The organism is Cryobacterium sp. TMT1-3, from assembly GCF_004402315.1.
GTDB lineage: Bacteria > Actinomycetota > Actinomycetes > Actinomycetales > Microbacteriaceae > Cryobacterium > Cryobacterium luteum.
This window is the reverse complement of record NZ_SOFW01000006.1, coordinates 455,265-480,184: the sequence shown is the minus strand read 5'-3', so window position 1 is coordinate 480,184 and position 24,920 is coordinate 455,265. Positions and strand designations below refer to the sequence as shown.

The 24,920-nt window shown below is 61.7% G+C and carries 25 protein-coding genes, 1 tRNA gene and 1 pseudogene; 16 read left to right on the top strand and 11 right to left on the bottom strand.

Going from position 1 to position 24,920, the window contains the following annotated elements; genetic code table 11:
• The first annotated feature begins 34 nt into the window (after window positions 1-34).
• The 3 genes from E3O25_RS02825 (at window position 35) to E3O25_RS17840 (ending at window position 1,484) form a co-directional block, all read left to right on the top strand.
• Window positions 35-110, top strand: a tRNA-Arg gene (locus E3O25_RS02825).
• Window positions 111-158: 48 nt separating this feature from the next.
• Complete coding sequence (locus E3O25_RS02820) at window positions 159-1,106, top strand: site-specific integrase (RefSeq protein ID WP_134360384.1); 948 nt, start codon at window positions 159-161, stop codon at window positions 1,104-1,106.
• A 213-nt stretch (window positions 1,107-1,319) separates the two neighbouring features.
• Window positions 1,320-1,484 carry a hypothetical protein gene (locus E3O25_RS17840; protein WP_166805950.1) on the top strand — a complete coding sequence of 55 codons (165 nt, stop codon included), beginning with the start codon at window positions 1,320-1,322 and terminating at the stop codon, window positions 1,482-1,484.
• Between the two features lie 103 nt (window positions 1,485-1,587).
• Here E3O25_RS17840 and E3O25_RS02815 read toward each other — a convergent pair whose 3' ends face one another.
• On the bottom strand, window positions 1,588-4,377 hold the full coding sequence (locus tag E3O25_RS02815) for a hypothetical protein (protein ID WP_134360383.1): 2,790 nt from the start codon (window positions 4,375-4,377) through the stop codon (window positions 1,588-1,590).
• Between the two features lie 589 nt (window positions 4,378-4,966).
• Here E3O25_RS02815 and E3O25_RS02810 point away from each other — a divergent pair.
• From E3O25_RS02810 to E3O25_RS02790, 5 genes are all read left to right on the top strand, one after another.
• A complete protein-coding gene (locus E3O25_RS02810) occupies window positions 4,967-5,110 on the top strand; it encodes a VOC family protein (protein WP_166787795.1) in 144 nt (47 codons plus the stop codon).
• 160 nt (window positions 5,111-5,270) lie between these two features.
• Complete coding sequence (gene arr, locus E3O25_RS02805; RefSeq protein ID WP_092108726.1) at window positions 5,271-5,699, top strand: NAD(+)--rifampin ADP-ribosyltransferase; 429 nt, start codon at window positions 5,271-5,273, stop codon at window positions 5,697-5,699.
• A 218-nt stretch (window positions 5,700-5,917) separates the two neighbouring features.
• Complete coding sequence (locus tag E3O25_RS02800; RefSeq protein WP_174721696.1) at window positions 5,918-6,304, top strand: sulfate permease; 387 nt, start codon at window positions 5,918-5,920, stop codon at window positions 6,302-6,304.
• Window positions 6,305-6,380: 76 nt separating this feature from the next.
• Window positions 6,381-6,647: a hypothetical protein gene (locus E3O25_RS02795; RefSeq protein WP_092108724.1), complete on the top strand. Its 267-nt coding sequence runs from the start codon at window positions 6,381-6,383 to the stop codon at window positions 6,645-6,647.
• Between the two features lie 8 nt (window positions 6,648-6,655).
• Window positions 6,656-7,885 carry a hypothetical protein gene (locus tag E3O25_RS02790; RefSeq protein WP_134360382.1) on the top strand — a complete coding sequence of 410 codons (1,230 nt, stop codon included), beginning with the start codon at window positions 6,656-6,658 and terminating at the stop codon, window positions 7,883-7,885.
• A 567-nt stretch (window positions 7,886-8,452) separates the two neighbouring features.
• Here E3O25_RS02790 and E3O25_RS02785 read toward each other — a convergent pair.
• A complete protein-coding gene (locus E3O25_RS02785; protein WP_092108720.1) occupies window positions 8,453-9,229 on the bottom strand; it encodes a hypothetical protein in 777 nt (258 codons plus the stop codon).
• The gene (locus tag E3O25_RS02780; protein WP_092108717.1) at window positions 9,226-9,600 is read right to left on the bottom strand and encodes a PadR family transcriptional regulator; all 375 of its coding nucleotides are present in this window, start codon (window positions 9,598-9,600) and stop codon (window positions 9,226-9,228) included. Before E3O25_RS02780 ends, E3O25_RS02785 begins: the two co-directional genes overlap by 4 nt.
• A 352-nt stretch (window positions 9,601-9,952) precedes the next feature.
• On the opposite strand from E3O25_RS02780, the gene E3O25_RS02775 reads away from it, so the two are divergent.
• The 3 genes from E3O25_RS02775 (at window position 9,953) to E3O25_RS02765 (ending at window position 11,582) form a co-directional block, all read left to right on the top strand.
• A complete protein-coding gene (locus tag E3O25_RS02775; RefSeq protein ID WP_134360381.1) occupies window positions 9,953-10,405 on the top strand; it encodes a hypothetical protein in 453 nt (150 codons plus the stop codon).
• A 2-nt stretch (window positions 10,406-10,407) separates the two neighbouring features.
• Window positions 10,408-10,743, top strand: a complete 336-nt coding sequence (locus tag E3O25_RS02770; RefSeq protein WP_092108711.1) for a transcriptional regulator — start codon at window positions 10,408-10,410, stop codon at window positions 10,741-10,743.
• A gap of 287 nt (window positions 10,744-11,030) precedes the next feature.
• Window positions 11,031-11,582, top strand: a complete 552-nt coding sequence (locus tag E3O25_RS02765; protein ID WP_092108709.1) for a DUF6578 domain-containing protein — start codon at window positions 11,031-11,033, stop codon at window positions 11,580-11,582.
• Window positions 11,583-11,608: 26 nt separating this feature from the next.
• On the opposite strand, the pseudogene E3O25_RS02760 reads toward E3O25_RS02765, so the two are convergent.
• Window positions 11,609-12,148, bottom strand: a pseudogene (locus tag E3O25_RS02760) (IS30 family transposase); the annotation flags it as partial.
• A gap of 153 nt (window positions 12,149-12,301) precedes the next feature.
• On the opposite strand from E3O25_RS02760, the gene E3O25_RS02755 reads away from it, so the two are divergent.
• Complete coding sequence (locus tag E3O25_RS02755; RefSeq protein ID WP_092108707.1) at window positions 12,302-12,577, top strand: type II toxin-antitoxin system Phd/YefM family antitoxin; 276 nt, start codon at window positions 12,302-12,304, stop codon at window positions 12,575-12,577.
• Window positions 12,574-12,837: a type II toxin-antitoxin system RelE/ParE family toxin gene (locus tag E3O25_RS02750; RefSeq protein ID WP_092108705.1), complete on the top strand. Its 264-nt coding sequence runs from the start codon at window positions 12,574-12,576 to the stop codon at window positions 12,835-12,837. The genes E3O25_RS02755 and E3O25_RS02750 overlap by 4 nt, the downstream gene beginning before the upstream one ends.
• Window positions 12,838-13,896: 1,059 nt before the next feature.
• Here E3O25_RS02750 and E3O25_RS02745 read toward each other — a convergent pair.
• Window positions 13,897-14,667, bottom strand: coding sequence for an alpha/beta hydrolase (locus E3O25_RS02745; RefSeq protein WP_241988470.1), 771 nt, complete (start codon window positions 14,665-14,667; stop codon window positions 13,897-13,899).
• Window positions 14,668-14,895: 228 nt separating this feature from the next.
• A complete protein-coding gene (locus E3O25_RS02740; protein ID WP_134360379.1) occupies window positions 14,896-15,375 on the bottom strand; it encodes a hypothetical protein in 480 nt (159 codons plus the stop codon).
• Between the two features lie 147 nt (window positions 15,376-15,522).
• On the opposite strand from E3O25_RS02740, the gene E3O25_RS17160 reads away from it, so the two are divergent.
• Window positions 15,523-15,777, top strand: coding sequence for a hypothetical protein (locus E3O25_RS17160; RefSeq protein WP_092108695.1), 255 nt, complete (start codon window positions 15,523-15,525; stop codon window positions 15,775-15,777).
• 954 nt (window positions 15,778-16,731) lie between these two features.
• Here the strand turns inward: E3O25_RS17160 and istB are convergent.
• The 3 genes from istB to katG all read right to left on the bottom strand — a co-directional run bounded on the left by istB (window position 16,732) and on the right by katG (window position 21,543).
• A complete protein-coding gene (gene istB, locus E3O25_RS02730; protein ID WP_092108693.1) occupies window positions 16,732-17,514 on the bottom strand; it encodes an IS21-like element helper ATPase IstB in 783 nt (260 codons plus the stop codon).
• The gene (gene istA / locus E3O25_RS02725) at window positions 17,514-18,758 is read right to left on the bottom strand and encodes an IS21 family transposase (RefSeq protein ID WP_134360378.1); all 1,245 of its coding nucleotides are present in this window, start codon (window positions 18,756-18,758) and stop codon (window positions 17,514-17,516) included. The genes istB and istA overlap by 1 nt, the downstream gene beginning before the upstream one ends.
• A gap of 472 nt (window positions 18,759-19,230) precedes the next feature.
• Window positions 19,231-21,543, bottom strand: coding sequence for a catalase/peroxidase HPI (gene katG, locus E3O25_RS02720; protein WP_134360377.1), 2,313 nt, complete (start codon window positions 21,541-21,543; stop codon window positions 19,231-19,233).
• 476 nt (window positions 21,544-22,019) lie between these two features.
• Between katG and E3O25_RS02715 the strand changes: the two genes are divergently transcribed.
• Complete coding sequence (locus E3O25_RS02715) at window positions 22,020-22,490, top strand: hypothetical protein (RefSeq protein ID WP_134360376.1); 471 nt, start codon at window positions 22,020-22,022, stop codon at window positions 22,488-22,490.
• The gene (locus tag E3O25_RS02710) at window positions 22,480-22,797 is read left to right on the top strand and encodes a transcriptional regulator (protein ID WP_092108685.1); all 318 of its coding nucleotides are present in this window, start codon (window positions 22,480-22,482) and stop codon (window positions 22,795-22,797) included. Before E3O25_RS02715 ends, E3O25_RS02710 begins: the two co-directional genes overlap by 11 nt.
• A 377-nt stretch (window positions 22,798-23,174) precedes the next feature.
• Here the strand turns inward: E3O25_RS02710 and E3O25_RS02705 are convergent, their stop codons facing one another.
• Window positions 23,175-24,341 (bottom strand): MFS transporter, encoded by a 1,167-nt coding sequence (locus tag E3O25_RS02705; RefSeq protein WP_092108683.1) that lies wholly within the window; start codon window positions 24,339-24,341, stop codon window positions 23,175-23,177.
• Complete coding sequence (locus E3O25_RS02700) at window positions 24,338-24,676, bottom strand: helix-turn-helix transcriptional regulator (protein WP_166805949.1); 339 nt, start codon at window positions 24,674-24,676, stop codon at window positions 24,338-24,340. The genes E3O25_RS02705 and E3O25_RS02700 overlap by 4 nt, the downstream gene beginning before the upstream one ends.
• Between the last annotated feature and the right edge of the window lie 244 nt (window positions 24,677-24,920).

The following is a 24,920-nucleotide window of genomic DNA, read 5'->3' as shown; positions in this document are numbered from 1 at the left end:
TGAGCGTCGACGGCCTGTAACCTTGTACAGTCCCGCCCCCGTAGCTCAGTGGATAGAGCACCGGCCTTCTAATCCGATTGTCGTAGGTTCGATTCCTACCGGGGGCACCAAAAAAGTCGTCTGACCAGGGTTTCTTGTCCTTACTAAAGGGGCAAGACTTGATTCACGCAACGTTTATTCAACGTTTATTCCGCGGCGCCCGCCTTTTGTGGGCGCTCGGCGAGAAGGTACGCGAGCCAGTTCGATTCACCTGGTGTGACCTTGGGCACCTACGGGTTATGGATGCTACAAATCTCTCGGGGCTCGGTTTGGAGCCCGTACTCACGACAAGCGAGCTCGCCAAAAACAAGCACTCCCGCACGATCCTCAGCATGGTGCTGGGGTTTGCCGTGCGGCGGGGAGTCATCGCGCGCAATCCCGTGAAGGAAACCTCGCGCATGAAGAAGCCCCAGCACACCCCGAAGGCGCTCACGCCGGATCAGGTAGCCGCAATCCGACTCGCCGCCCGCGACTGGCGCACAGCGGAGGGCAGGATGGGGCCCAAACCCGACGGGCAGGTACGGGACCTGATCGAGGTGATGCTCGGCACGGCGACGCGCATCGGCGAGACGCTTGCGCTTCGAAAGTGCGACATAGATATGACCGCCGACCCGCCGTGGGTGCATATCCGCGGAACGCTCGTCATACAGAGTGGCGTCGGCGTGATTCGCCAGGCGCATCCCAAAACCCATGAGTCGAACCGGGTCGTCGCCGTGCCGCAATTCGCGGCAGAGGTAATTCGACGACGTCTGACACTGATCGAGGGGGAGGACGGTGAACACCTGCTGTTCTTTACGCGGAACGGCAAGCCACTCGCGCCGCACAACGTCCGGCGCACATTCCGCGACATTCTCCGGAACGCTGGCCTTGAAGGCATGGGGATCACGCCCCATGCCTTCCGTCGAACGGGGGCGACGCTGCTCGCCAACGAACTGGGTTTGCAGGCTGCGGCCGACGTGCTCGGACACACGTCGACGTCGAAGACAAAGGCGCACTACGCAGAGCCTGATCGCGCCGTAAAATCCGAGCCGGCGACGGTGCTGCAGCGGCTCGCTCCGCCTCAGTAAAGAATCCATTGGTCCTCTGAACGCCAGTGTCGAAGGATTTATCCTCCGGGAGGATTGTCCCTTTAACGGTGTTTCCGGCCTGACGCGCTGGACGTGGTCTGGCGGGAAATGTGCCGTGATGACGACATTTGACGCGGTGAGGAAGAAGACGAAATCTTTGCACACCCGTGACGCGGCGGCGATGGAATGGGTGCTCCTAGCATTGAACAGGGGATGACCCTGGACGGCCAGAATGGGCTGCTGGGCCAGTTCACTAAATGCTTCCCCGAGACCGCGCTGAACGAGGCAATGACCGAGCACCTCGGCCATGAGCACGGAGTCTCGAACGCCACTAACGTCACCAACGCCATCCGACTGCGAAAGAGTCTGGGGTTTTAGCTTGAGGCCTCTGATCGAGTCGATGGTCCGGTGCGGGCCTGGTAATGCAGCACTTGTTGACGTCGGGAGCATCGGACCGAACGGTCGCCTCGTTCGACCCTGCCTACCGAGAAATGCGTTTCAGTGCAATGGGCTTTCCGTAGGGCATGTCGACGATCTCGACGACCACAAGCTGCCCCAGCGATAAGGAGTTCCCCACTTCGGATCCGCGCAGCAGGCCATCTGCCCCAGCGGGGAGCGAAACGAAGACACCGTAGTCGGCAAGCTTTTCCACTGTCCCCAAGTAGCGCTCAGTGCGAGAAAGCATGCTCGGCCACGTTTTTGAGATGGTGCCCGGCGGAGACAGAGGAGCTACGATTTCGGTCTGAGACTTCAGGATGGCTTGCTCTAGCGATTCTCGGGTCACTTTGAGAGTCTTACGTCGCCAGAATGACGTAGCGACCGGTAGCGCAAGGAAGCGCTCAAGTTCAGGAGCAAGCGCGTTCTTGGCATTGCGAGCTCGCTCTTGTTGCCGCTGGTTGGTTTGCTCCTGGAGTTTATTTGCGGCTTCTCTACGTTCTTGCTCGACGGCCTGCTTCTGCCGTCGCTCCTCCTGCTGCCTGGCCATCGCCTCTTGACGACGCTCAGCCTCCGCCCGGAGACGCTTCAGGTTCTCTTCGCGGACCGGCCGAATCTGATCATCAAAATTCGCTCGCGCTGCGGAAATCCGTGCACGATGGTCCTGCCCGTCCTGCTGATCCCGCTGAGCACCCTGGCGTTCTGCCCTGGCGTCCGCCTGCTCTGTGACCGCCGCGCCATGCTCTGCACGCAGTTTCTCAATGACACCTATCGTTGCGACCACCGCCATTTCTGACTCCACCCGCTTTTCGCGCTCTTCGGCCGCAGCCAGCCATTCACCAGCGGCGAATTCCCGCGCCTTCGCTTCCTCTATTCGGGCGCTCGCTGCCTCCTGTGCGGAGTTCCACAGTGGCTCGTCGATGGATATTGAGTTCGCCGTACGCGCCAAAGCATCGGTGTAATTCTGGACGACCCGCTCGACGTTGGGCATCAATCCGGCGTGTCTACGCACCTCCTCGCCGCACTCTTTCGCTGCCTGAGCGCGCTGCCGCACAGCCTTGGAGCGCTGAGTAGCAGCACTATACCGCTCTTTCAGCTCCTCCATTTGTTTGCTGCCGCGTAGTTCATCGCGCTTCCACTGCGCGTATCCGAGCAACTCTTGGGAGATGATGAGCGTCCCTAGGTCTTCGTCGCCAGCCGCCTCCGATTCAGCGACCGCGCGGCGAACTGCCTGGACTATCCGCTCCGGAGGGTTGACCATCCGCTGGCTTTGAGACAACCGCGACGGTCTGTGGAACGATCCAAACGAGGAGTCCGCACTCGAAGCCGGTACTGGCGAGTAGTCATTCAGGTCGGTTGAGGAGGTGGTGACCAATCTGCGTACTTCGTCTGCGGCTGAGTCGTAGCTTGATCTGTCCGACGAAGAGGGCATGAGGGCTACGGCGAACTGTCCAGGCAGAGATTGACGCAGTCTGGCTTGGAGGTAGATTCGCGTCTCTTCGAAGAACCAGTCTTCGAGTAGCCCGTACTCCGAGGAAGACGCTGGAGGGAAAAGGGCGTCCAACCGGTCAAGTTGAGTCTGATCGTCGGCCGAAGTCTCCGGGTTCGACTCAATTCCCTCTGCGAGAGACGCGCGCAGCTCCGCATATTTTGCTTCGTTTTCTGCCCTCATCGTCAAGAGCGCTCTGATCGAAGTGAAGTCAAACCCGGAATCGTCGGCATCCATCGTTACGGCGCCGATGAGGTCGGTACCTTGCTTGTGCCAACACGCCAACCGGAAGTCAGCCTCCGCCGCAAGACTGATTCCGGTGACCTCCGCCAGCGAAGTCAAGACCTGCAATCTCTGGATCACTTCAAGCCAAGTGAGCGCCTGTTCGTCCCCCTCGTGCGCCATGCGAATCTGTTCGGCGAAGGTGGCGGCATCGAGGCCAAGGCCGTGAAACTGAATCGGGCCGTCCGGGTCCAGGATGCCTTGAAGGTGCACGTACATGGAGGCAGTTGACTGACCCGAGTTGAGCACCTCCAACGCGGTCTCCATCCCGCCGGACCGTGCAAGAAACGTCGCGAGTCGAGGGTCGACACCTTCTTCGAGTTCCTTAGTAGCGGCACCCCAATGGGCTCGCATCTGCTCGGCCAGTTCGGCCGGCGTTCGGACGAGCACTGACGTCCAGGTCGGCCGATACCCCAGAACTGGTCGCACTCTAGGCTGGAGAGCACGGTCCAAAGCTTGGTTCTCGCTCGGTCCACCTGCGCCCATGAACCGAACCTCGAGGGATGGCTTTCCATTAAAGGCCAAGTTTCGAACCACGTTAGCTTCCACGACGATGCGCGGCTCGGCGGGATTGGAATCGTCGGAAAAAACTGTAAACGAAACAGCCTCGACAGGGCCATCTTCAGCAGGCACGCTTGACCCGTCTGAATCGTCCCCGCCGAGTGCGACCTGCACCAATGAATCGAGGTCATCGGGCACGCCGAGCAATTCCGACAGGATCCTCATCGGCCCGGCTTCGGATGATGCAAGCCGGCTTTGCGGGCTGGCGCCAAGGGCGGGTTGCAGCAATGAGCCGAGTTCGACGTTCCCGATAATCAGTCGCGACAGAAGTCCGGATGGCCCAAAGCCCGAGACCGCTAGGGGAGAGTACGCCGAGCCGCTCGACGCGTTACCGCTCGACCGAGGCGGACCGGCCGACGAGTTGAATGCCGAACCCCCGATTGATTGGCTCGCCCTGCCCATTGAGTAGTACTTGCCGTCATAGCTGCCGCCTGACTTCAGCGCAGCGATCTGCTTGCCCGTTGCGGGGCGCGACCAACGGTTAGAACTGGATCTGCGTGCCATGATCTGCCCTCTCTGAGTCCGCCGTATATCTGCGACGCATTCTATCGGTTGCGCGGCTAACTACTTTCGGGGGTGCAGGCGCGGCCGCCAATGAGAGTAGCCACGTTGCTTGGGCATCCTCGTGCTCTACGCCAACCGCGCTCGCAGCGCCCTTAGACCAGTCGCGCTCAGGTACGTCAACTGCGACAGGGGAGCAGGGCATTTGCGCCCTTCGCAAGAGCCAAAGCTTGGCGATATCAACGAGATTAACCGTGAAGGTATAGCGATGCCTGGGCATCGCGGCGACGCGCGACTTCGTCGACGATGAACTACACGAAGTCCTCATCACGAATCGGACCGCACGCCAACCGTACCCCGATGGGCGGACCAGCGACGAGCCTCGCACCGGGCGCGCAATCAGACTGGCAGCGGTCGTGTCGTGGGCATCCGGAGCCGGTCGCACTCGTCGTGCGCCGCGGATCGTCGCCGAGCTGATCTCTCGTGCGACTCCGACAAGCAGGAGAAGCACGAGTTCCAAAATTGAGCCGGTGGTGCTAGGGTCACGAACATCGTCATCATCCGACACAACCAAAGATGGTGACGCAAGGTCCTGGAGCATGCGGCAGGGATAGCGCGATTGCTGGCGCTGGAAACTACGGAGATCGACTGGGACAAACGACCAGCAGATGCTCACTACGTGATCCTGGCAGATCCGGAGGGGAACCAGTTTTGCGTCGTGGACACGGCCACCTGAGCAGGGCGATCTGTAGCTCGGTGCGGGGCAACGATGGAGAGGCGTGCTCAGGCCTCCGGGTTCTGGTCTGGTTCAGCCCTCTGGCAGGGCCGTGCTACTCACATTCTGGCGCGAGCGCGGCCCGAGTTAGGATTCCCTACCAACCGTTGTGGAGGCACTCATGACCCGTGAGCCGAAGCCGTTCGATGTCTACGAACCCGGGGTCCTGTTGCATGGGACGAAAGCCGACTTGGCGGTGGGCGACCTGTTAGTTCCCGGTCGCGACTCGAATTTCGAAGCCGGCAGGCGAATGAACTATGTCTATATGACGGCAACCCTGGACGCTGCAACCTGGGGTGCCGAATTGGCAGTCGGCGACGGTCGGGGACACATTTACATCGTCGAACCGAGAGGTGCCCTCGAGGATGACCCCAATGTGACGGATAAGAAGTTCCGCGGCAATCCGACTCACTCCTACCGCACCCCTGACCCGGTTGAGGTGGTCGGTGAACTCGTGGATTGGATTGGGCACTCGCCGGTTCAGGTGAAGTCGATGCGGGATGGACTCGCCGCCCTGACAAAGGAAGGCCGCGCCGTCATCGACGACTAAGACCGTCGAGAATGAATTTGGTGCGGATAGGTGGGCGCCGGTGCGGGGAAGTGCGCGGGTAGCATCCGCTTGTAATTGCCCCGCACGGTACTTTCAGCTTTAGATATCAGGTTCTACAGTGTTGTTAGGCAACCTCTATTACGCGGCGTGACCCGTTGCGATGGCGTGACTTTCAGTCCTTTCAGGTTCTTGTTGCCGAACATCTGAAAGGCCGCACCATGTTCGAGTTCATTCTGGCCGCCACGGCCCGCAGCTACTTCTTCTTGCGCCGGTTCATGCCGACCGCCATCGTGATCGACGCCATCAGTACGCGGCGTGGGCTGAAGTGGGGGGTGCCACCGATGCTGCTCGCCGTTCCGTATGCGATCGCTGCTGTCTATTGCCGAGCCCCGATTGAAGCCGGTGGTGCGGGCTGGCTGAACCTGCTCGTGTTGCTGTTTCTGTGGAACACACTCAAGTTTGTTTTGATCGGGCCCATCAGCCTGCTGAAGCTGATCGCAGTACGCGTTCGTGAAGACGTGGCGCGCCGTCGCATGACGCGGACGCTGCTCACTGACGGCGTTGAGCACTTCGACGAGCCAGTGCTCGTCTCGAGACTCGGCTGACGCCACGTCTGGGCCGGCGTACCTCCTGGTAGCGGCATGATTGGCTCACACACGTCCGCGCACAGGAGGCTTCACTATGACGATCCCGCAGGATCAGTTCGACGACCTGCTCAGCCGCACCGCCCTGGCTGCACTGTTCTACTATCCGGAGGTCGCTGTCGACGATGACGGCCACAACCTGCAGAATGACATCGCGTACTGCGTGGAGCCCGTCGCCGGGATCGGAGACGAGGATGCCGAGCGGCTCCGCGTCGTGGTCGGGCGTGTGATCACGAATCCGACGGTGCATCGCTCTGAGCTTCTCGCGCTGGTCATCGAGCTGGCCCCGCAGCCTGCCGAGTAGCCGCGATCATGAACGACCCATCTGAGGAAGGCGCCGTGCTGCATAAAGGGCTGGCGGAGCATCCGTCTCTTGATGAAGAGGCCGAGAAGCGGCGGCAGTATGTGGCGGCGAACCGTGACCGGATCCGCGAGATGAATCGTCGCTGGCGGTCGGAGCATCTCGACCGGGCCCGGGAGCTCAATCGTGACTCGATGCGTCGGGCTGCGGCTCGCCGGCATCGCGAAGCGGAGGTGCGGGCGCGGGGGAGGGAGTGGGCGAAACGCTGGCGAGAGGAGCACCTCGATCGCAAGCGTGAGTATCAGCAGCGGTGGGTGGCGGAGAATCGCGAGAAGGTGCGCGAGTACTACAACCGCTACTACGAGGCCCATCGCGACGAGGTGAATGCCCGGGCCGCGGCCAGGCGGGATGCTGACCCGGAGCGCACCAAGCAGATCACCCGGCAGTGGGCCGAGCGCAACAAGGAGCGTCGTGCCGAGCTGCAGCGCGACCGGCGCAGCGATCCGGAGATCTACCAGGCCGAGCTTGAGGCCAACGCGGCGGCGCGGCGGCTGAAGCGCAGCCTGAGCCGGGCGGGCCTCCCGCCGAAGCGCATTCACGTTGCGACCGCGGCTGAGCGCCGGGCCGATGAGCGTGAAGCCGATGCGTATTTCAATGACCCATCGCGGCCCGAGCACTTGCGGCAGTTCACCGTGTTCGCCGAGTCGCTGACCGAGCACATGCTGAAGAATGACGCACGCATGCGCGAGTTCGCCGATGCCTATGTATCGTCCCGGGCGCGCATTGGTTTACCGCCGGTGTCGGTGGATGACGTCGTGTACGCCCGGGCCGTCGAGATCGTTGCAGAGAGGATGCGCCGGGTCGACCTGCTGACCGGCCGCGACGTCGCGGCGGCCGTTCGCGCCACGACGGCCATGATTCGGCGCGAAGAGCGGCAGCAGCAGTTCGAGCGACTCATAAGAACAGTCGTGACTCATGCGCACCGCAACAGTGCACGGTTTCGCGTCGACGCGGAGATGGATAACCAGGCTAGGACTCATCGGGTAAAGCCTCGTGTGCCCGTCGAGTCGCTGGTCGTGCAGCTTGCGATGCAGGAGGTCTTTGGGCGCGTGCCCACGAACAGGCTGACAATCGATGATGCTCGGAGCGTTGCCCGCGTCGCCAAGCAGCACGTTGCGATGTCTTTCCAAGCTCCTGCGGACGCGGTAGACGAACGGATTCACCGACCGTCCGCCGGGTAACTGGCTGTTGGCTTGCCACACCTGGATATGGGCAAATTTCGCCATCTCCCTAGTCGCCTGCCCAGATCGGTCAAGCGCGGTCGCGACCGTTGTGCGGAAGCGCAGGGATAGTCACAGCCGGTCAGCACACCAGGTGTGCAGCCCGAGACTCAGGCGTATGTTTAACAGGGGCCAAACATCGGGACTTGATGCGCGCACGTTTATTCAACGTTTATTGCGTCGAGACCAGCCGAGATGGGCCGAGGTAATGCGATAGAATTGCGGCAGATATCACAGGAAACTCCTGATCAGATCGATATCGGACGAGATTAGTCTAGATTTCGCAATAAGATTCGCTCGGCCAAAATGGGTCCGCCGCAATCCGATTGTCGTAGGTTCGATTCCTACCGGGGGCACCAAAAAAGTCGTCTGTCCAGGGTTTCTTGTCCTCACCGAAGGGGCAGGACTTGATTCACTCAATGTTCTGATTTGACACGGCCTTGGACTCTGGAGCTGCCCACTTGCGTCAGGCGGTAACGAGTTGTGATTACACGATTCTGTGTTTTTCAGGGACACCCACGCCCGGTTTCAGCGAGATAGGGTATCCATGAACAGCTCCAGGGCGCAGAGGATGACACTCACGATGACGAGCAGCCAGTTGGTGGCGACCAGAAATAGCCGGATGCCGATAGATATCCGTGGCGTGTCGGCCGCCGCGGAGCCGGGTGCCACGATGGGGTCATCCTGATAGGAGTGGTGGAACTGGGCCCACAGAGGCGGGGCGATGAGTAGAACGACCGCCGCAATGAAGACCGGTAGCGCGGGAACGCTGAGCACGATCCGGTCCGCTGACCACAGGGATATCAGCACAAAAACCAGCGTAGTGACAAGCCCAACTGCCGCCCCATCGATGAACGCTCTGACCTTCCCGTGCGAAACTATCCGCACGATGATGGTGGGAAGGAGTCGTGGCAAAAACGCAATAATCGTGAGCACTGCGATCGTAATCAGAACCACCCCGAGCCCGAATGTCACGTCTGTCTGATGCCTGAGCGGAACGACCGTCTCTATGAGAGCCATGAGCCCGAGCAGGCCGAGACCGCTGCGCAGGGTGGCACCCCGCACCTCTTTTGCGGCATCTGCGGTTGCCGGAAGGCTCAGCTCCGCGGCGTAGTAATGGGCGCTGCCGAAAGATTCTTCGGCCAGGGACCCGGAGTCGGCCAGGAACTCGCGTGCGGTCGCTACGGCGTCGCCGATCCGCGTGCCGTTGACGTCGAGCAGGCGCAGCTCGATGGTCAGGCCTTCCAACCACTTCTCGTTCTCGGTGTCGCGGTCGTGTGCGTCGCGAATGTTGCTGGCCGTCATGATTTGTCCGTCCCCATGGTTAGTGCGGTGCCGCTTGTGAGAGTGCTGTCGAGGTGAGCCAGGACCGTGTCCGTAAAATCGCGCCAGTTGGCGGTCTGGGTTGCCAACTCGTCGAGTCCGGTATTTGTCAGCGACAGGTATTTGCGCTCGGGACCGCCGGCGCCGACCCGCCACTCGACAGAGATCCAGCCGGCCGCGTCGTAGCGGGTCAGCAACGGATAGAGCGTGCCGCCCTTGATCGTGCCGAATCCCCTCTCCTCCAACTCCGCCGCGATGGCGTACCCGTAGGTCGGGCCGGCGGCGAGCGTGCGCAGCACGCACAAGCCGAGGGCCGCCCGCATCCAATCACTTGACCACTGTTTCGCGCCCATGACTTTTTCCTCCAAACGCTGCACGCATGACTATATAGTGTCACTAGTTAGTCAGACTGTCTACCCGTCACCCGCGAATTAGGGCCTGCCCCGCTGCGCCGCGCGGTCGGGTCGTCGTGGCCCCCGCTAACGGGGTCAGGGTCAGAGCGCTGGGGTCTAGTCTCGGTTGCAGTGCGGAGCGATGCGTGCACGTCCGTTTGATAATCCATGTTCGGGCGCCCTGAAGCGGCTCACCGAGGCCGGCTGCAAGGTACGTGAGACTATCGAGAATCTGCTCCCGTAATGCGCTTTCCTTTGCGGAACGTGATAAGAATTCCATAAAGGAAAGTCCGAAGTGGAAAGTGGAGTCACGATGCAAAACCAAGAACAAGTCCCCATCTCCGCAGGCGATGCATTGGTCTCCGTTCAAGCAGCAGAAGATGCCATGCGGCGGCGCGCCCGCTCGGTCAGGCCATCCATCGCGATCGTCGGACTGACCAGTGGCGCGGTTACTGCCGCCGTTTTGCTGCCCCAAGAGATGGCGTTCGTCGTTGCAGTCGTCGCGTTCACTGCCATAGTCGTTTCGGCCTGGCTCTTCGAGCGTGCTGGGGTTCGCCGCCTTCTTGCCCAGCCAGGTCAGCATCTTGCCGGGCGACTGATCCTTGTCGGCGTGATGGTGCTGGTCCCGATCGCAGGAATCCTTATCGGAACGTACACAGACTTCTTCTGGGCCGTCGTGGGGTTGGCGATCGCAGTGCCACTGGTGATGATTGCGGTTCCCTGGTGGTGGGAGCGAGATATTCATCGCACAGCAGTAGGAACCTAACGATGCGCGCGGTATTCGATGACGTGATCCATGCACCCAACAGGCTGCGCATAACGGCCGCGCTGTCGGCCGTCGAGAGCGCGGACTTTTCCATCATCCGTGATTTGCTCGGTGTCAGCGATTCCGTACTCAGCAAACACGTGAAGCCGCTGGGTGAAGCGGGCTATGTCAACATCACAAAGACCGTTATCGATTCCCACATGCGGACATCTCTCGCCCTCACCACGAAAGGTCGGGAGGCCTACCGGGCGCACATAGAAGCCTTGCGAGAAATCACCGCCAGTATGGGTGATGAGGACACGAGTAGTTTACAGGTCTCAGGACATCCGAGACCGTGATCCAGCGTCCCGAGAACTAAATCACCCCGGGCGTGGTGAGCCACAGGGCAGGATGCGACCCAAGCCAATTGTGAAAAGTTCAACGTGGCTCCCGCGATCCGTCTCAAGAGATCCATCCCACGTTCCATAAGAGGGACGTCCACCGGGCGCGTTGAAGCGGGATTCCTCAAATCGATTCGCTGAGCAAATTGCCCGTATGGGGATCCTTGAGCGGGCTACAGCGTTCCGGTAGCGGATACCTAAGGCTGCGGCTGAGAGGCAGCGTGTGAGTTGGTAGCGTGGGCATTATGACGCGCGTGTGGCTGACGAAATGGGAATGGGCCTGCTGCGGCGATGCTTTTGCCATCGGCGATGAGGTCGACTTCGGTATCGAGACGCGAACACCGAATGCGGCTCTCGCTGACATGCTCGGACCGGAACTTATCGCGACGGTGGCCGCGATGGAGTCGCACCATGAGGAGGAGTTCACCGATCGTGTGTGCGGCAGGGTCATCGCGGTACACGCGGTCACGCAGGACGTCATCGAGCGTCGGTCGCTACGTCGGCCCGGCCATGGCGCGCCCTCCGAATCGATCATGACGGCGGACGGCGACAAGTGGCCGATGGCCGACCGTAATTTCGCCAATGGTGCGTTCCTCGGAACTTCGCCCTCTCGATACATGATCGCGATCGAGCCAGTTGCGGATACAGCGAGGTTGGCCGCGGCTCAGGGAGTTCGGCTGCGCATCGATGAAGACGCCGAACCGCTCCCTACCGTCGGAGAGTTCGCTGTTCCACCGCCCGAGCAGCGCCGACGCTCACTGGAGGGCTGGCTCGTTGACGTCCAGGAGCACGCATAAAAGCGTCCGCGAGCGGAACGGCGGATTCAACTGGTCGTCGCAACGAGGGGCTTTTCTGGCTCTGACAGTAGTCGTTGCATGGCTTGAGCGGGTGTGATCCCGCCGAGTGTTTTGCGGGGTCGATTGTTGAGTTCGGTAGCGACTTCGAGCAGCTGCTCAGGCGAACGTACGGATAAGTCGGTGCTTTTGAGGAAATATTGGCGCAGCAGCCCGTTGGCGTTCTCGTTGGTGCCCCGCTGCCACGGCGAATGCGGATCACAGAAGTAGATAGCCATAGTCGTGGCCATCGTGATCTGCCGGTGCTGGGCCAGCTCGGTTCCCTGATCCCACGTCAGAGTCTTAATCAAGTGCTCGGGGAGAGTCTTGATGGCGGCCAACAGTCCATCGCGAACCGTGATTGCGCCGTGGTCACCGGGGAGGTGGACCAGCATCGTGAACCGTGTCTGGTGCTCCACCAAAGTAGCGATCGCCGACCGGCAGTGTGACCCCAAGATCAGATCCCCTTCGCAATGCCCCGGGACGGCGCTGCTCTCAACCTTCGCCGGTCTCTCGTTGATCATGGTCATGCCCGGGATCTTGCCCGAGTTCTTCGCAGCAGGGCCCTCAACCGTTGTCTCGTGACGGACTGGCTGGTCCGGCAACGGGAACCCTGCGCGAGCGACCATTTGTACATTTGAGGATCCCTTGTACATCTGGTGAGTGGAATGTACGCTTGAAACATGTCAACCACGGTCCCCGTCAGCGTCTCTGATGCACGCGACCAGCTCGCATCGATCATCGACCGGGCTCGCACCGAGCACGAGCCGGTCTTCTTGTCTCGCCGCGGGCGGCGAGTTGCGGCTGTTATCGACGTCGACGATTTGGAGCGTCTCATTGAATTGGCCGATGACATGGCCGATATTCGTGCCGCTGAGGAATCCCGTGAAGAGATGCGTCGCACGAAAAACGAACCGACTCCTTGGGAACAGGTGAAAGCGGACCTCGGCCTCGCATGACTTACTCGGTGAAGATCGCACCGGCCGCTGAACGGCAACTGCGAAAGTTCGATCCGCAGGTTCGACGGAGAGTTCAAGCAGCGATCGACCTCTTGGCAGACGATCCGCGGCCTCCCAAGGCGATCCAACTCGTCGGAGGCTCTGGCGAATGGCGGGTGCGAACGGGGGACTACCGCATCATTTACGAGATTCACGATGACCTGTTGATCGTGCTCGTCCTCCGCCTTGGACATCGACGCGAGATATACGAATCCCGATAAGTGATCCCGCAACAGGAACGGCGGATTGAGAATGAATGCTTCGCCGAAGAGAGTGCACTGCGCGTCGGGAGATCCAGGATCGCGCGGCACAATACCCGTGGCAGCCCAGGGGCTTTCACGAAGCCACTGCGCGCCGCCGTAAACGCGGAAGTTGCCGACTCGGTCCGGGTCCTCGCGCATACACTCCAGCAGGATGATAGCCCGTCGAAGCGTGCTCATCTCGTGGGAGAAGGTGGTCCACTCCACCTGGTCGCTGCCGTACTCGAACGGGTCGAACGTCTCTTCTGGATCGTCGACGAATATCTCGAGCTCTTCGCTGGTGGCCCTCGATAGCAGCAGCGACGCATCTGCCAGCGTGAACACCGCTACGACCAAGGAGCGGTCGACGAATTCATCCGCAACATCGTCGATGAAACGCGCCACGGACAGCCCTGTCGCACCGAAGCCCTGAAGCACTCCAGCCACTTGCGCGACTGTCGTTGCTTCGGGCACCGCGAAGTGCGCTCGAGCGGTAGCCAGCAAGGAGACCACACGGTCTTCAGTCAAAAGGGTCCTTTTCAGCGCGAACGATGCGTAGGAAATCGAGACACTATCCAAGGTCTCATGCCCATATTTGATGCGTTCAAGATCAACGTTGCCTACAGCCGCCCCGCCAACGATGATCGCGCAGTTGCACGGCGAGGGGTTAGTTGCTCCGAGCTCGCGAGAAATGATCTCCTGATGCTTCTCCACCATAGATGGATCAGGGCTGCCGACTTGACGCCCAAGATCATGGCTATGAGCAAACGCACACCCAAAGCCCTCAGCATCCGATATGCCCCACGGGTCGTAACGAAGGAGTCGTCTGCCTCAGACTGTCGCACGCGCAAGAAATAATCGCACCGTCGAACCTGGTTGTGTCCTAGCCCTGTCTTGTCGCGCGATACGCCGTCGGCGTCCCGTAAGCCGGACGCCGACCGGGACACCCAAAAAGGCCAACAGTCGATCCCCGACAGTTGCTCCGTTTCGTAAGGGGAACCCCCTACGGGACGAGGGCCGCTTGAATCCGGTTGCTGCGCCTCACGTCTGTTTCGACTGAATGTCGCGGGCCCAGTCGATTATGAGTTGTAACCCGTCCGCGAAGACGGGCTCGTTCGGACGGTTGAGGAAAGCGTGGAAGGTCTCGGGAAGTACGTGGTAGCTCGATGCGATCCCGGCAGCTGAAAGCTCTCGGGCGAACTGACCGCCCGATGCGCGCATCGAGTCGCGGTCCGCGTCGATCATGAGCGTCGGAGGGTAGTCGTGCAGGGGGTGGCCCCCGGGAAATGCGTGCGCTTCCAACATTGCGCTCCGTGTGCCCGCGTAGTGGAGATTCGTCAGGTTGAGAAGGGTCGGCGTGTGGACAAAACGTCGTTTGCCACGAAGGCGACGGCGCAGAGTGCGCGCCCGTTTCGGGAGGGCGGCGTGGAACAGTCCGTAGGCGAAGAAGACGCCTGCGAGAGGTGCCGCCCCGTCGTCCGCCATGCGAAGCACTGCGCCGGCCGATAGACACGCTCCGGCGCTTGCACCGCCCAGAATCACCCCGTTGGGAGCCTCGCGCTGAACCGCCCGCACCACTGCAACGACATCGTCGACCGGGACCGGATAGTGGACCGCCGGGCTCCTGCCAAAACCACTCGAAGACCGTCGAAGCCTTGCGAGAGTCGCGAGCCGGTAGTCAACGGTAACGACCTGGAATCCCGCCGCGGCCAGCGATCGAGCGACGTCATGAGACTCGGGCTGGTCGAGGTTGCCCTTGAAGAATCCACCTCCATGAATCCACACGATTGGCGCGGATCCGAGTGGACTCATGCCGAGAGGCGGCGAATAGCGCCGAACGGGTATGGGGCCGTGAGGCCCTTGGATCACGCTGTCGATCGAGTTGACAGGCTTCATCCTCTGGTCGCGGGGCTTCACGTTCTCACCGCGTCGAGCCCGACATTTGCGGAGAACGTGTTCCGTTGCCCTTCTGCCAGTGCGGACGAGACGGCAGAACACTAGTGCAGCTTCGGGATGCTGCCAGCTCCGTGCAGACCCGACTCACACCAGCGCCGGCTGGCGATTCGCTGCCCTGCGGATACCGACAACGGCGAGGATGAGTAAAGCGACCCCGCTCACGGTGTAAAGGGTGGCGCCTGTGGGTACATGGACGCCACCCGACACGGCGAACGTGTCCGCGACGTCTATACCAAGCGAAAACGAGCCCAAGAAGTAGGCCGGGGCCCCGCCGGCAATCAGCAAAAGATGCCCCAGAATTACGGGAACGCGTCCGACGCGCCCAGTAAGTCCGAGGATGCTCAGGACCAGGGCCAGCACGAGGCCAACGGAACCCCACACAATCAAGCCAATCACGGAACCAACGACGTCCACTCCCGCGTCACCAAGTCCCGCAACGATCTGCTGATACCGGAGCCCCGGGACAGCGGCTTCTGGATCCCACACGGCAATCGTCAATACCATCACCGACGCATACACACCCACGATGACCGGCCCCACCCACATTGAAATACGATTCCCCATTCCTGCACTTTAGCGCGAGGCCGCACCACGCTATCGGGCACCTCTCTCCCTTCGGCCGCCGTGGCGCGGGGCGCTTGTAGGGGGGAACGCTATTCGGGCAATCTTCGGCTGGCGCTGATGCCGATTCTTGTTTGGAAGAATTGAGAGATGACTGTCACCCTTCGGCGAATCCTCACTAGCGAGTTTCCGTCGTGGTTGGACCGCAGCTGCATCGAATACGCCGGTTTGGTTACCCAGGGTGGATCGCACGAGGAGGCTCAACGCATAGCGGCCTCGAGTATGGCTCGTTCGTTCCCGGGTGGTGCTCCGAGCGAAGTGGCGCAGTACGAGACCAGCTTCCGGGTCTTTTACCTCCGTGGCCCCGCGGGCATCATTGTCGCGCTGGCCGAACAGATCGGCTGAGGCCAGCCCGTCGCGCGGAATGGAGCCTTCAAAGGCGACGTCGTGGTTCCAAGTAATAATCCGGGCTGCAGTCGGAGTGACTTGTCCAGAGGAGGCGCAGGCCCATCAGTCGGCGCCGATCAGATGAAAGAACCTCGCGCAGTTGCCTTGCAAGCGATGTCGGATCGGGATTAGCACGAAGGGCGGTCAAGATTGGCGACACCAAATCGTCGTACTCGTCGGGTGAAGGGTTCGGATCGTCGCCCCCGTACACACCGATCGGGTCCCAGTCGTGAAGCATTCGGTGTCGACGAGCGGAGCGGCCGCATGGCTGAGCAACGAGAAGGCGTCGCTTGCCGCCGGGCCGACTTGCGAGGCGACGATCGCCGACAGTTTCTGTTCCCATTTTGAGGCCCCTTACGGATTAGCCTATCGAGTCCATAAGAGCTCACCACGAGTCACGACCACTTCGATGAGACGATGCCGCGAACTTGTGCAGAACCGCAGGTCGGGACGGCAAGCGCTAGCGTCGTCGCCCCTTACGTGTGCCCGCAAGCCGAACGCTCATCGGGCACGTTCCGGGTCAGGCCTCGTCGAGAGAAGCCCGAGCAGTTGACCGCCGCGATGCTCGGCTACTCCTCTTTGGATTCGTCGTCGCGGTCGGCTAGAAGCAGGTCGAGGTGAAGCTCTTGTGTGCGCTTGTACGTCCGGAGCGCTTGTGTTGCAACGAGGATTAGTCGGCAGAGCAAAACCAGGAGCACCAGACCCAGGATCAATGCCACAATCGTCCCACCCATGACTGCGACACCATAAAAATTGTATGAATACATATTCCGAAGGTATCGGGTCACCGACCGGGCCGCTGCCGCCCATCAGCCGACTGCCGTTGCACTGCGGTGCCAAGAACGTCCTGTCAGCGACGGTGAAGAAGTAGGCCAAATACGACGGTGGAAAACCCTGCCACTGTTGTCTTGTTTATTGTGCCGCGTTCTGGGCTCGGACTGAAGGTAGGGATTCGATTCCGGTGTACTGGAGTCGATAGCTGGCGCCTTTCAGGGTGAGGACGTCGGCGTGGTGGACGATTCGGTCGATCATGGCTGCGGCCACGATTTGGTCTCCGAAGACGTCGCCCCAGCGAGCGAACGCGAGATTGCTGGTCAGGATCAGTGATGCGTGTTCGTAGCGACTGGAGACGAGTTGGAAGAACAAGTTCGCGGCGTCTTGTTCGAAAGGAATGTAGCCGACCTCGTCGACGACGATGAGCCCGTAACGGCGGAGCTTGACGAGTTCTAGGGCGAGCCGGCCCTGCTGGTGAGCTGTTTGCAGCCGAGCCACCCAATCGACGGCAGTCGCGAATAGCACCCGGTGGCCGGCGTGGGCGGCCTTGATGCCTAATCCGATCGCGAGATGCGTTTTCCCTGTGCCGGGCGGCCCGAGCAACACCACGTTCTTAGCTTCGGCTAAAAACGCTCCGGTGGCCAAGTGCGCAATCGTGTCACGGCGCAGTGACGGTTGGTGATCGAAGCTGAAATCTTCGATCGACTTGCGGGCCGGGAACCCGGCTGCGCGGATGCGGATCTCTGCCCCCGACGCTTCCCGCGCTGAGACCTCCCGGGAGAGAACCGCGGCGAGATATTCTTCATGGGACCACGACGCTTCTCTGGCTTGATCGGCCAACCGGGTCGCCGAGTCGCGAATGCGCGGTGCTTTCAACGCGCGGGCCAAGTATTCGATCTCACTGCCGGTCTGGTTCCCCATCACGCGACCTCCTCGTCGCTCACGTTCGTGGTGTCGAAGTCGACACCGAACGCGGTGTCGTAGTCCGCTAAATCCCGGTGCAGGTCCGACTCGGTCGTGGTGGCAGCTGCGGGGTGTTGGAATGCGTGCCGCAGGCGTGTTGCTTGGGTGACGTGAGTGGGGTCGGTGATGGTTTGCGCGGTGGACCAAACCCGCTGGTGACAGGCCACGATCTTGTCGTCGAGCTTCACGATGACCTGGGCGAGGTCGGCGGACACGTCGACCATCCGGCCGATGCCGGTCGGATCGACGGAGTAGTCGTTGCCGGCGACGCGGACGTAATAATCTCGCGGCAGCCGCACCCTCGAGGAGAATCCCACCACCGGAGCCACCGGCGGAAGCGGGAGCATCGCGGCGCGATCCTGGTCGATCAGATCCACGGGTTTGCACCCGAGGCTGCGAACGGTCCGGTGGTTGGCCTTCGACGACAACCAGTGAGCCAGTTGCCCGTTGAAGTCCTCCGGGGAGGAAAAGGTGCGTCCGGGCAGGAAGGATGTTTCCAGATACTGATTGGCTCGTTCCACGATGCCTTTCGATTCGGGATCGAAGGGTTTCAGCTGCACGATCTTGGTGGCCAGCATTCCCACGAAGGCGCTGACTCCAGCAACGAAATGGTTACCGCGGCCGATGCCCGCTTCGTTGTCCCAAATCAGCCGTCGCGGGACCGCGAGGAGTTGGGTGCGAAGCAGATGCCACATTCCCGCTAACAGATCTGGTGTTGTCCGAGACGGCAACATCACGGCACAGATGGTGCGGGAGAACCCGGCCACCATCACCAGCACCGGCGGGGAACCGACCTGGTCAGCACCGAGGGGAATCTTCACCGGCGGGAACCACAGATCACATTGCGTTTGGTCCCCGGCGCGGTAGTGCAGCCGGTCGGCGGGATCGGCGGGCGCATACTCTGGCCGCAGTCGGGCAACCGTCTCGCGCAGCCAGGTAATAGACCCCGTCCATTTCACCCGTTCGGCTACCACTGTCGCGGGCATCTTGGGATACTCGGCGAGCAGTTGCCGCAATCGCGGCTCCAGATCTCGCATCCCCGACGGCCGGCCGGGCCGCTCGTATTTCGGAGGTCTATCTGACGCGATCGCTCGGGCGACCGTGTCGCGCGCGATGCCGAGCTGCCGCGCTATCTCACGTTGCGATACGCCCTCGCTCAAGTGAAGGCGACGAACCAAAGCCCAATCTTCCACTGTGATCACCCATCTATCGTGCTTGGGTGACCCAGTTTTAAACCGTCGATTCTGGACTAGATTTCAACCGTCGCTGACACGTCCACGCAGTCCCGCAAATCGGACCTCTACCGGTCACGCGCATTCCTCAGCGGGACATGACCCCGGAAGGCTCAGGCCTTACGAGCCGCCACAGAGAACATCAGCGGCACCCTCTCGCGACCCGAGGCCAAAGCAAATCCGGCCGGCGTCTCTACGAGTGGGGGCAACGGCTTCCAGGGCATAGCGGCCCGTCCACCCTCGCAGGCCGTCGAGGTGCGAGTGTGGTCGACCACGTGCTGCCCGAGGATGTTCCTTGGCCGTCCCCAGCCTGATCAATCCGTGCAACGTTCGGCTCGCGGCCTCCAGCGTCGTTCGGTCAAGGCCCCGACGGCTTGGAGGCTCAGCGCGTGACCGCGCCGTGCCTCCACGCCGTCAGCTCGCCCGGACGCGCCCTCCGGGGTCAGGCGGCCATCGCCCCGTAACGCTTGTGGCCATTGACGTCGTAGCGATCGAGCATCATGACCTTCGACCAGACGCGGATGAATGCGCGGACGAACCGCTCTTGCCCGTCGCTGCCCGCGTAGGCATCGGCGATCGACCGCAGCTGCGCGTTCGAGCCGAATACCAGGTCATTCCGGGAGGCCCTCCAGCGAGCCTCGCCGGTCGCCTGAACCCGACCAGTGAAGGTCATCGCGGTCTCGTCGTCCTTCGTCCAGATGAGGTCGGTGTCGGTCAGATTCACGAGGAAGTCGGTCGTCAGGGCTCCGACGTGATCCGTGAGCACACCCACGTCGGACCCGTCCCAGTTGCTGCCGAGCACGCGGAGCCCGGCGTGCAGGACGGTCCACTCCGGTGCGGTGAGAGTGAACAGGTTCGCCTTGTCGAGGAATGCCGCCTCGGGCGCGACGCCCGGAGCAAACTCTTCGAAGCGCTCGGACACGAAGTTGCGGAACCCGTCCGCAATGGGTCGCAGCCACTCGAACATCTCGATGTCGGTCAACTCCTGCGTCGTGTCGACACGGCCTGGCGTAAACGGCACGCTGGCGTCAGATCCTGCCGCCCGTGCCGCCTGCTCCACGGCAGCGCTGCCGGCGAGGACGATGAGGTCGGCGAGAGACACCTCCCGTCCGCCCGACGTCGCCGTGAAAGCCGCCTGCACGTTCCGCAGCGCGTCGATGACTGGGACGGTGCGCCGGTTGACCGCCCAGTCTTTCTGCGGCGACAAGGCCAGGCGGGCACCGTTCGCCCCTCCGCGCTTGTCGCTGTCGCGGTAGGTCGAGGCGGCGGAGAACGCCGTGTAAACGAGGTCGGACACGGACAGCCCGGTCGCGAGGACGGCTTCCTTGAGCGCTGCCACGTCGGCCTCGTCGAGTGAGTATCCTGCTGCGTCCGGGAGCGGGTCCTGCCAGAGCAGGTCGTCGGCGATGGTGACCTCCGGGCCGAGGTACCGGTGCTTCGGCCCCATGTCGCGGTGCGTGAGCTTGTACCAGGCCTTCGAGAACGCGAGGGTGAACAGATCAAAGTCGGCCAAGAAACGCTCGCATATGGCCCGATACTCCGGGTCGACCTTGAGTGCGATGTCCGAGGTCATCATCATGAGCGGGTTCATCTGACCGGGTACGTGGGCGTCCGGAGTCTTCGGCGCCTCCGAGTCAGTCGGTGTCCACTGCAGCGCACCGGCCGGGCTTTTCGTCTGCTCGTAGTCGTACGCGAACAGGTTCTCGAGGTAGGTGTTGTCCCACTGTGTCGGGTTCGGAGTCCAGCTGCCCTCGATGCCGTTGGTCGAAGTGTGCTCAGCACTGCCGGTACCCACCGGGTTGTGCCAACCGAGCCCCATCGACTCGATCGGGGCTTTCTCGGGTGATGGTCCGATGTCGGATGCGGGTACCTGGCCGTGGCTCTTACCGAACGCGTGGCCACCGGCGATCAATGCCACCGTTTCCTCGTCGTTCATCGCCATCCGCGTGAACGTGATGCGAATGTCGCGTGCTGAGCCCAGCGGGTCGCCGTTCGAATAGGGCCCCTCAGGGTTGACGTAGATGAGCGCCTGGTGCGACGCGGCCAGGGGGCTCTGCAAGTCGTAGCCGGCGTCGCCGTTCTGACCATGCCAGCGTTCGTCGCGGCTCACCATCTCGTCAGGGCTCGCGACCGCGTGCGGGTTCCAGACCTCCGGGCCCCACCAGGTGCCGTCGTCCGGTTCCCACGCATCGAGTCGTCCACCACCGAAGCCGTACGTCGGAAGGCCCATCAACTCGAGGGAGCAGTTGCCGGTCAAGACCATCAGGTCGGCCCACGACAGAGCGTTGCCGTACTGGTGCTTGATCGGTTGTAGGAGTCGTCGTGATTTGTCGGTGTTGCCGTTGTCCCACCAGCTTCCGATTGGTGCGAACCGCTGCATCGCGGTGCCCGCTCCGCCACGGCCGTCGGCAATTCGGTACGTGCCGGCGGCATGCCACGCCATTCGGATCATCTGTGGACCGTAGTTGCCGTAATCCGCCGGCCACCAGTCGACCGATGTGGTGAGCAGTCGCTTGATGTCCGACTTGAGCGTCATGAGGTCGATCGTGGCGAAAGCCGCCGCGTAGTCGAAGTCCGCGCCGAGCGGGTCGGCGTCTACGCCGTTCCGGTGGAGAAGCTCAACCCGGAGACGCTGCGGGTACCAACTGTCCAGGGTCGGCGACTGACCGAAGGTGCCACCGAGGTGGTCGCCACCTGCTGGCAGCGCACCGCTCATGTGGAAACTGCATGTGTTGGTCTGGTCGTCAGTGCCCATTGATGCTCCCTGTGTGCTTTAGCTGGATGAGAAACGGTGTCGTCGGGGTCACAATTTAACGATTAGCCGCCGCATCGCAGCGGTGTCAATCTGTGGTGCAGCGATGCTTCGACGCTGCTGTGAGGCGGTGCGTCGCGGGCTGCCGACGTGACGGGAAGCCCGATAGAGAGATCGTATTCCCGCAAGGTGCGCGTGGCCTGCCAAGAAAGTGACTGACTTCTAGACGGCGGTGGTGCGGTGGCCGAGCGCACGACGGCCAAACCAAATAAAGCCCTGCGCCGATTGCTGCGGTGCGGGCGGTGCGAAGCCCGGTGAAACCGACGCCGGAGGACGGGGGCTGTCGAGAGCTTGATTTCCGCGAATCGTGTTCCGCTCGCGGTGACCTGGGAGCACCCCCGCCAGAGGCTCCTAGTGGGGAACCCTGAGCGGGAACATTTGACTTGCTCGTGAAGAAAGCAACCAAGAGACTTGCCCTCATGGAAAACAACTTGTCATACGGCCGATCTAATCAGCAAAGTGACGCCGCGGTTCTCTTGGGTGACCTTGAGTCTGACCGCGCGGGCCTTATCGAGCGCCTCAAGGAGCCGAAGTGGTTCGCCCCTGCATTCGGCGCGTTAGCAGCGGTCTTCATCTCGACACCGGTGCTGCCAGAGACGTTCAACCGTGGGTTTGTACTTACATCTATCGTTATGACTGGCGTCCTGCTGGTTCTCGGCTACCAGTGGGTGACAGGCATCAAGCTCCTCCGCTTCCGGGTACTCGAAGGTGTGCTATTCGGAATCGCCATATTGACCACACTGTTCTTTTTCAGCGTCTCGCTCGGACTTGCCGCCAGCGGGCTCCCCTTGTGGATCGTCGCCTCCGCGATCGCCGGGTTCCTGGCCGCGACAGGTCTAGCCTTACTCGGTGCCTCGGCTATGCGGGAGCGTGTACGCGATGTCGCCTGAAGGCTCTTTCAACGAACTCGTTCATGAACCGATACGACTGCGCATCTGCGGTCTGCTGCGCGCCGTCGATGAACTCGACTTCGCCGTACTCAGAGACACCCTTGGCATCAGCGATGCCGCTCTGTCGAAGCACCTCAAGGTACTTGCGACGGCGGGTTTCGTGACTTCGAAAAAGATCGCCTCGGAGGCACGGGCCGACGCGCGACGACTGACATGGCTTCGACTCACGGACGTTGGCAGGGGTGTCTTCGACGACCACATCCGGGCGCTGAGGAAGATTGCGGCTGGCGCCGACGCCTCCGCCTAACAGGGCCGCTCGGATCGTGCTGACCAAGGTCGCGTCCCACTGATGCGCCGTTTAGCGAACACAGAACGCCTCCCAAAACGGCACCAAAAGCCACCCCTATAGATGTGGCTGGAGAGTGGAGGTGTACTTTCGCCGCAGAATGGTGGCATCGCTGCCCGCAAGTGGGACGGCCAGGACAGAATCGGGGCCGATTCACCGGGCGACCACGCGTGCCGATGCTGTGTCACTTGGGAACCTTGACCGGGACACATTTTTATCAGCTCGAGACCGTGGGATCCAGGAACGGCGGGCGCTTGCCCAGCTTCACTCCTGGCGGCAGGATGGATGCTAGCGGAGGACGTTTTACCGCCGAGGTTGGCAACGGATTGGTTGGCGTGTCACGCCGCCACGGTGGCACGAGGTTCAGGTTGCCGGCGGAGCGCGCTGATACTGAACCAGGCTGCGAGGACGACCGCCAGTCCTGCAGGGATCAAGGCCCAAACAATGAGTTCGGTGGCTCTGGTCCCTGTGAGTAACAGGCTACTTCCAGCAGCAGCGCCGACGGCGGAACCGAGATACATTGCCGCCATCTGGAACGCGATGATTGGCATCGCCTGCTCGGGTCGATCCCCGACGAGGGCTTGCTGCACGGTAGGCACGCTTGCCCAGCCTGCCGCGCCCCACAATGCTGCTGCGATTAGCCAGACTGCGGGGGAATCGGACACCCACATCGCAACGAAACTGGTCAGGAGGACTCCCGGCAGCACGATCAACAGGACTCGTGGCCCATAAGTGTCCAGTGGTCTGCCAATCAGTGCAGAGCCAGTGACGCCTCCAATGCCCCAGGCCCACACGAGTGCGAAGCCCCACCCTTCGAGGCCCTGGGTTTCTGCCATCGGCAGCACATACGTGTACAAGCCCAGGCTGGCAACGCCGAGTAGGAATGCGATCAACACCCCAACGCAAGTTCTCGCGGACCGGAACACTCCAATTGCCGGGCCTATCGATTTCGGCAACGAGGGCAACGTTCGAGCGCGGGCAGCGAGTGCGAGCATACCGAGCACACCAACGACGACGACCAGCCCCATCGTCCATCGCCAATTCAAAAGATCGCCGATGAGCATCCCGACCGGCACGCCGATAACAGTCCCGGCAGACAGACCGAACGTCACCATCGCCGTGGCCCGGCCCCGCTCGGGCTTGGTGACCATCGCGGCCGCGGTTACCATCGCCACCGCAGTGAGTACGCCCGCGCCGGCACCCGCAATCAGCCTGGAAGCGAGGAAGACCTCGATTCCAGGCGCGACCACAGTGATGAGGTTACCGAGGTTGAAAACGCCCAGCGCAATGAGCAGTGCACGTGCGGTGTGTCCGCGGCTGAGTCTCCCCGACATCATGGGGCCAGCCAGCGCATATGCGCCGGTGAATGCGGTCACCCCGAGCCCGACAGCGGCCACCGTCGTGGTCAGCGAGTCTGCGATCGAAGGCAGCACCCCGGCAAGCACATAGGCATCAATCCCCAGAGCAATGGCGGCGGCCACCAATGGCCATACCTTGCGAATCATGCCTCGGCCATCCCTGGATTTGATTCCTGGTAACCGTAAAGCACGGTGTCGAGAAGTCCTGGGAAGCGAGTTTCGAGGTCGTCGCGACGCAGCTGGATCATGCATTTACGACCCTCTGCGCGGACGAACACGACACCGGATTCGCGCAGCAGGCTTGTATGGTGTGTGAGCGTTGACCTCGGAAGGTCCGGCCCAAGCTCGATACTGTCAACTTCACCCCGCTCCGAGAGCAGCTGCACCATCGACAAACGCAGGGGCTCACTCAACGCGAACATCACTCTCGGGATCGCGATGTCCCCAGTCTCTGGATGCTTGTACACGCGTGCTGCTGCCATCTGGCCCACCTCATATCGTTCGACTATTCTCGCACGAGCATAGTGCGAGAATAGTCGAACGATAAATCGTGGGTCGCCGCAAAACGGGCCAGCGTCTATCAATGGCTTGATGGCTGCGTGATCACGGCGACAAATGCCACCCAGCATCTGTGACGGAAACTAGAAAGAGCGCTACCCTCCAGAACAGTTGCACTGGCCAAACTGTGGTGCTTCATTTCGCCATCTCCAAGCCGCCCCGCAAGCC

Bases quoted from the DNA above. Each gene is read 5' to 3' on its own strand.
- E3O25_RS02765 (WP_092108709.1), top strand. From the start codon at position 11,031: ATGACGCGCGTGTGGCTGACGAAATGGGAATGGGCCTGCTGCGGCGAT.
- E3O25_RS02745 (WP_241988470.1), bottom strand. From the start codon at position 14,667: ATGAGTCCACTCGGATCCGCGCCAATCGTGTGGATTCATGGAGGTGGA.
- istB (WP_092108693.1), bottom strand. From the start codon at position 17,514: ATGGGGAACCAGACCGGCAGTGAGATCGAATACTTGGCCCGCGCGTTG.
- E3O25_RS02740 (WP_134360379.1), bottom strand. From the start codon at position 15,375: ATGGGGAATCGTATTTCAATGTGGGTGGGGCCGGTCATCGTGGGTGTG.
- E3O25_RS02715 (WP_134360376.1), top strand. From the start codon at position 22,020: ATGGAAAACAACTTGTCATACGGCCGATCTAATCAGCAAAGTGACGCC.
- E3O25_RS02790 (WP_134360382.1), top strand. From the start codon at position 6,656: ATGAACGACCCATCTGAGGAAGGCGCCGTGCTGCATAAAGGGCTGGCG.
- E3O25_RS02770 (WP_092108711.1), top strand. From the start codon at position 10,408: ATGCGCGCGGTATTCGATGACGTGATCCATGCACCCAACAGGCTGCGC.
- katG (WP_134360377.1), bottom strand. From the start codon at position 21,543: ATGGGCACTGACGACCAGACCAACACATGCAGTTTCCACATGAGCGGT.
- E3O25_RS02780 (WP_092108717.1), bottom strand. From the start codon at position 9,600: ATGGGCGCGAAACAGTGGTCAAGTGATTGGATGCGGGCGGCCCTCGGC.
- E3O25_RS02755 (WP_092108707.1), top strand. From the start codon at position 12,302: ATGTCAACCACGGTCCCCGTCAGCGTCTCTGATGCACGCGACCAGCTC.
- E3O25_RS02800 (WP_174721696.1), top strand. From the start codon at position 5,918: ATGTTCGAGTTCATTCTGGCCGCCACGGCCCGCAGCTACTTCTTCTTG.
- E3O25_RS02750 (WP_092108705.1), top strand. From the start codon at position 12,574: ATGACTTACTCGGTGAAGATCGCACCGGCCGCTGAACGGCAACTGCGA.
- E3O25_RS02775 (WP_134360381.1), top strand. From the start codon at position 9,953: ATGCAAAACCAAGAACAAGTCCCCATCTCCGCAGGCGATGCATTGGTC.
- E3O25_RS02785 (WP_092108720.1), bottom strand. From the start codon at position 9,229: ATGACGGCCAGCAACATTCGCGACGCACACGACCGCGACACCGAGAAC.
- E3O25_RS17840 (WP_166805950.1), top strand. From the start codon at position 1,320: ATGACCCTGGACGGCCAGAATGGGCTGCTGGGCCAGTTCACTAAATGC.
- E3O25_RS17160 (WP_092108695.1), top strand. From the start codon at position 15,523: ATGACTGTCACCCTTCGGCGAATCCTCACTAGCGAGTTTCCGTCGTGG.
- E3O25_RS02710 (WP_092108685.1), top strand. From the start codon at position 22,480: ATGTCGCCTGAAGGCTCTTTCAACGAACTCGTTCATGAACCGATACGA.
- E3O25_RS02705 (WP_092108683.1), bottom strand. From the start codon at position 24,341: ATGATTCGCAAGGTATGGCCATTGGTGGCCGCCGCCATTGCTCTGGGG.
- E3O25_RS02795 (WP_092108724.1), top strand. From the start codon at position 6,381: ATGACGATCCCGCAGGATCAGTTCGACGACCTGCTCAGCCGCACCGCC.
- E3O25_RS02815 (WP_134360383.1), bottom strand. From the start codon at position 4,377: ATGGCACGCAGATCCAGTTCTAACCGTTGGTCGCGCCCCGCAACGGGC.
- arr (WP_092108726.1), top strand. From the start codon at position 5,271: ATGACCCGTGAGCCGAAGCCGTTCGATGTCTACGAACCCGGGGTCCTG.
- E3O25_RS02700 (WP_166805949.1), bottom strand. From the start codon at position 24,676: ATGGCAGCAGCACGCGTGTACAAGCATCCAGAGACTGGGGACATCGCG.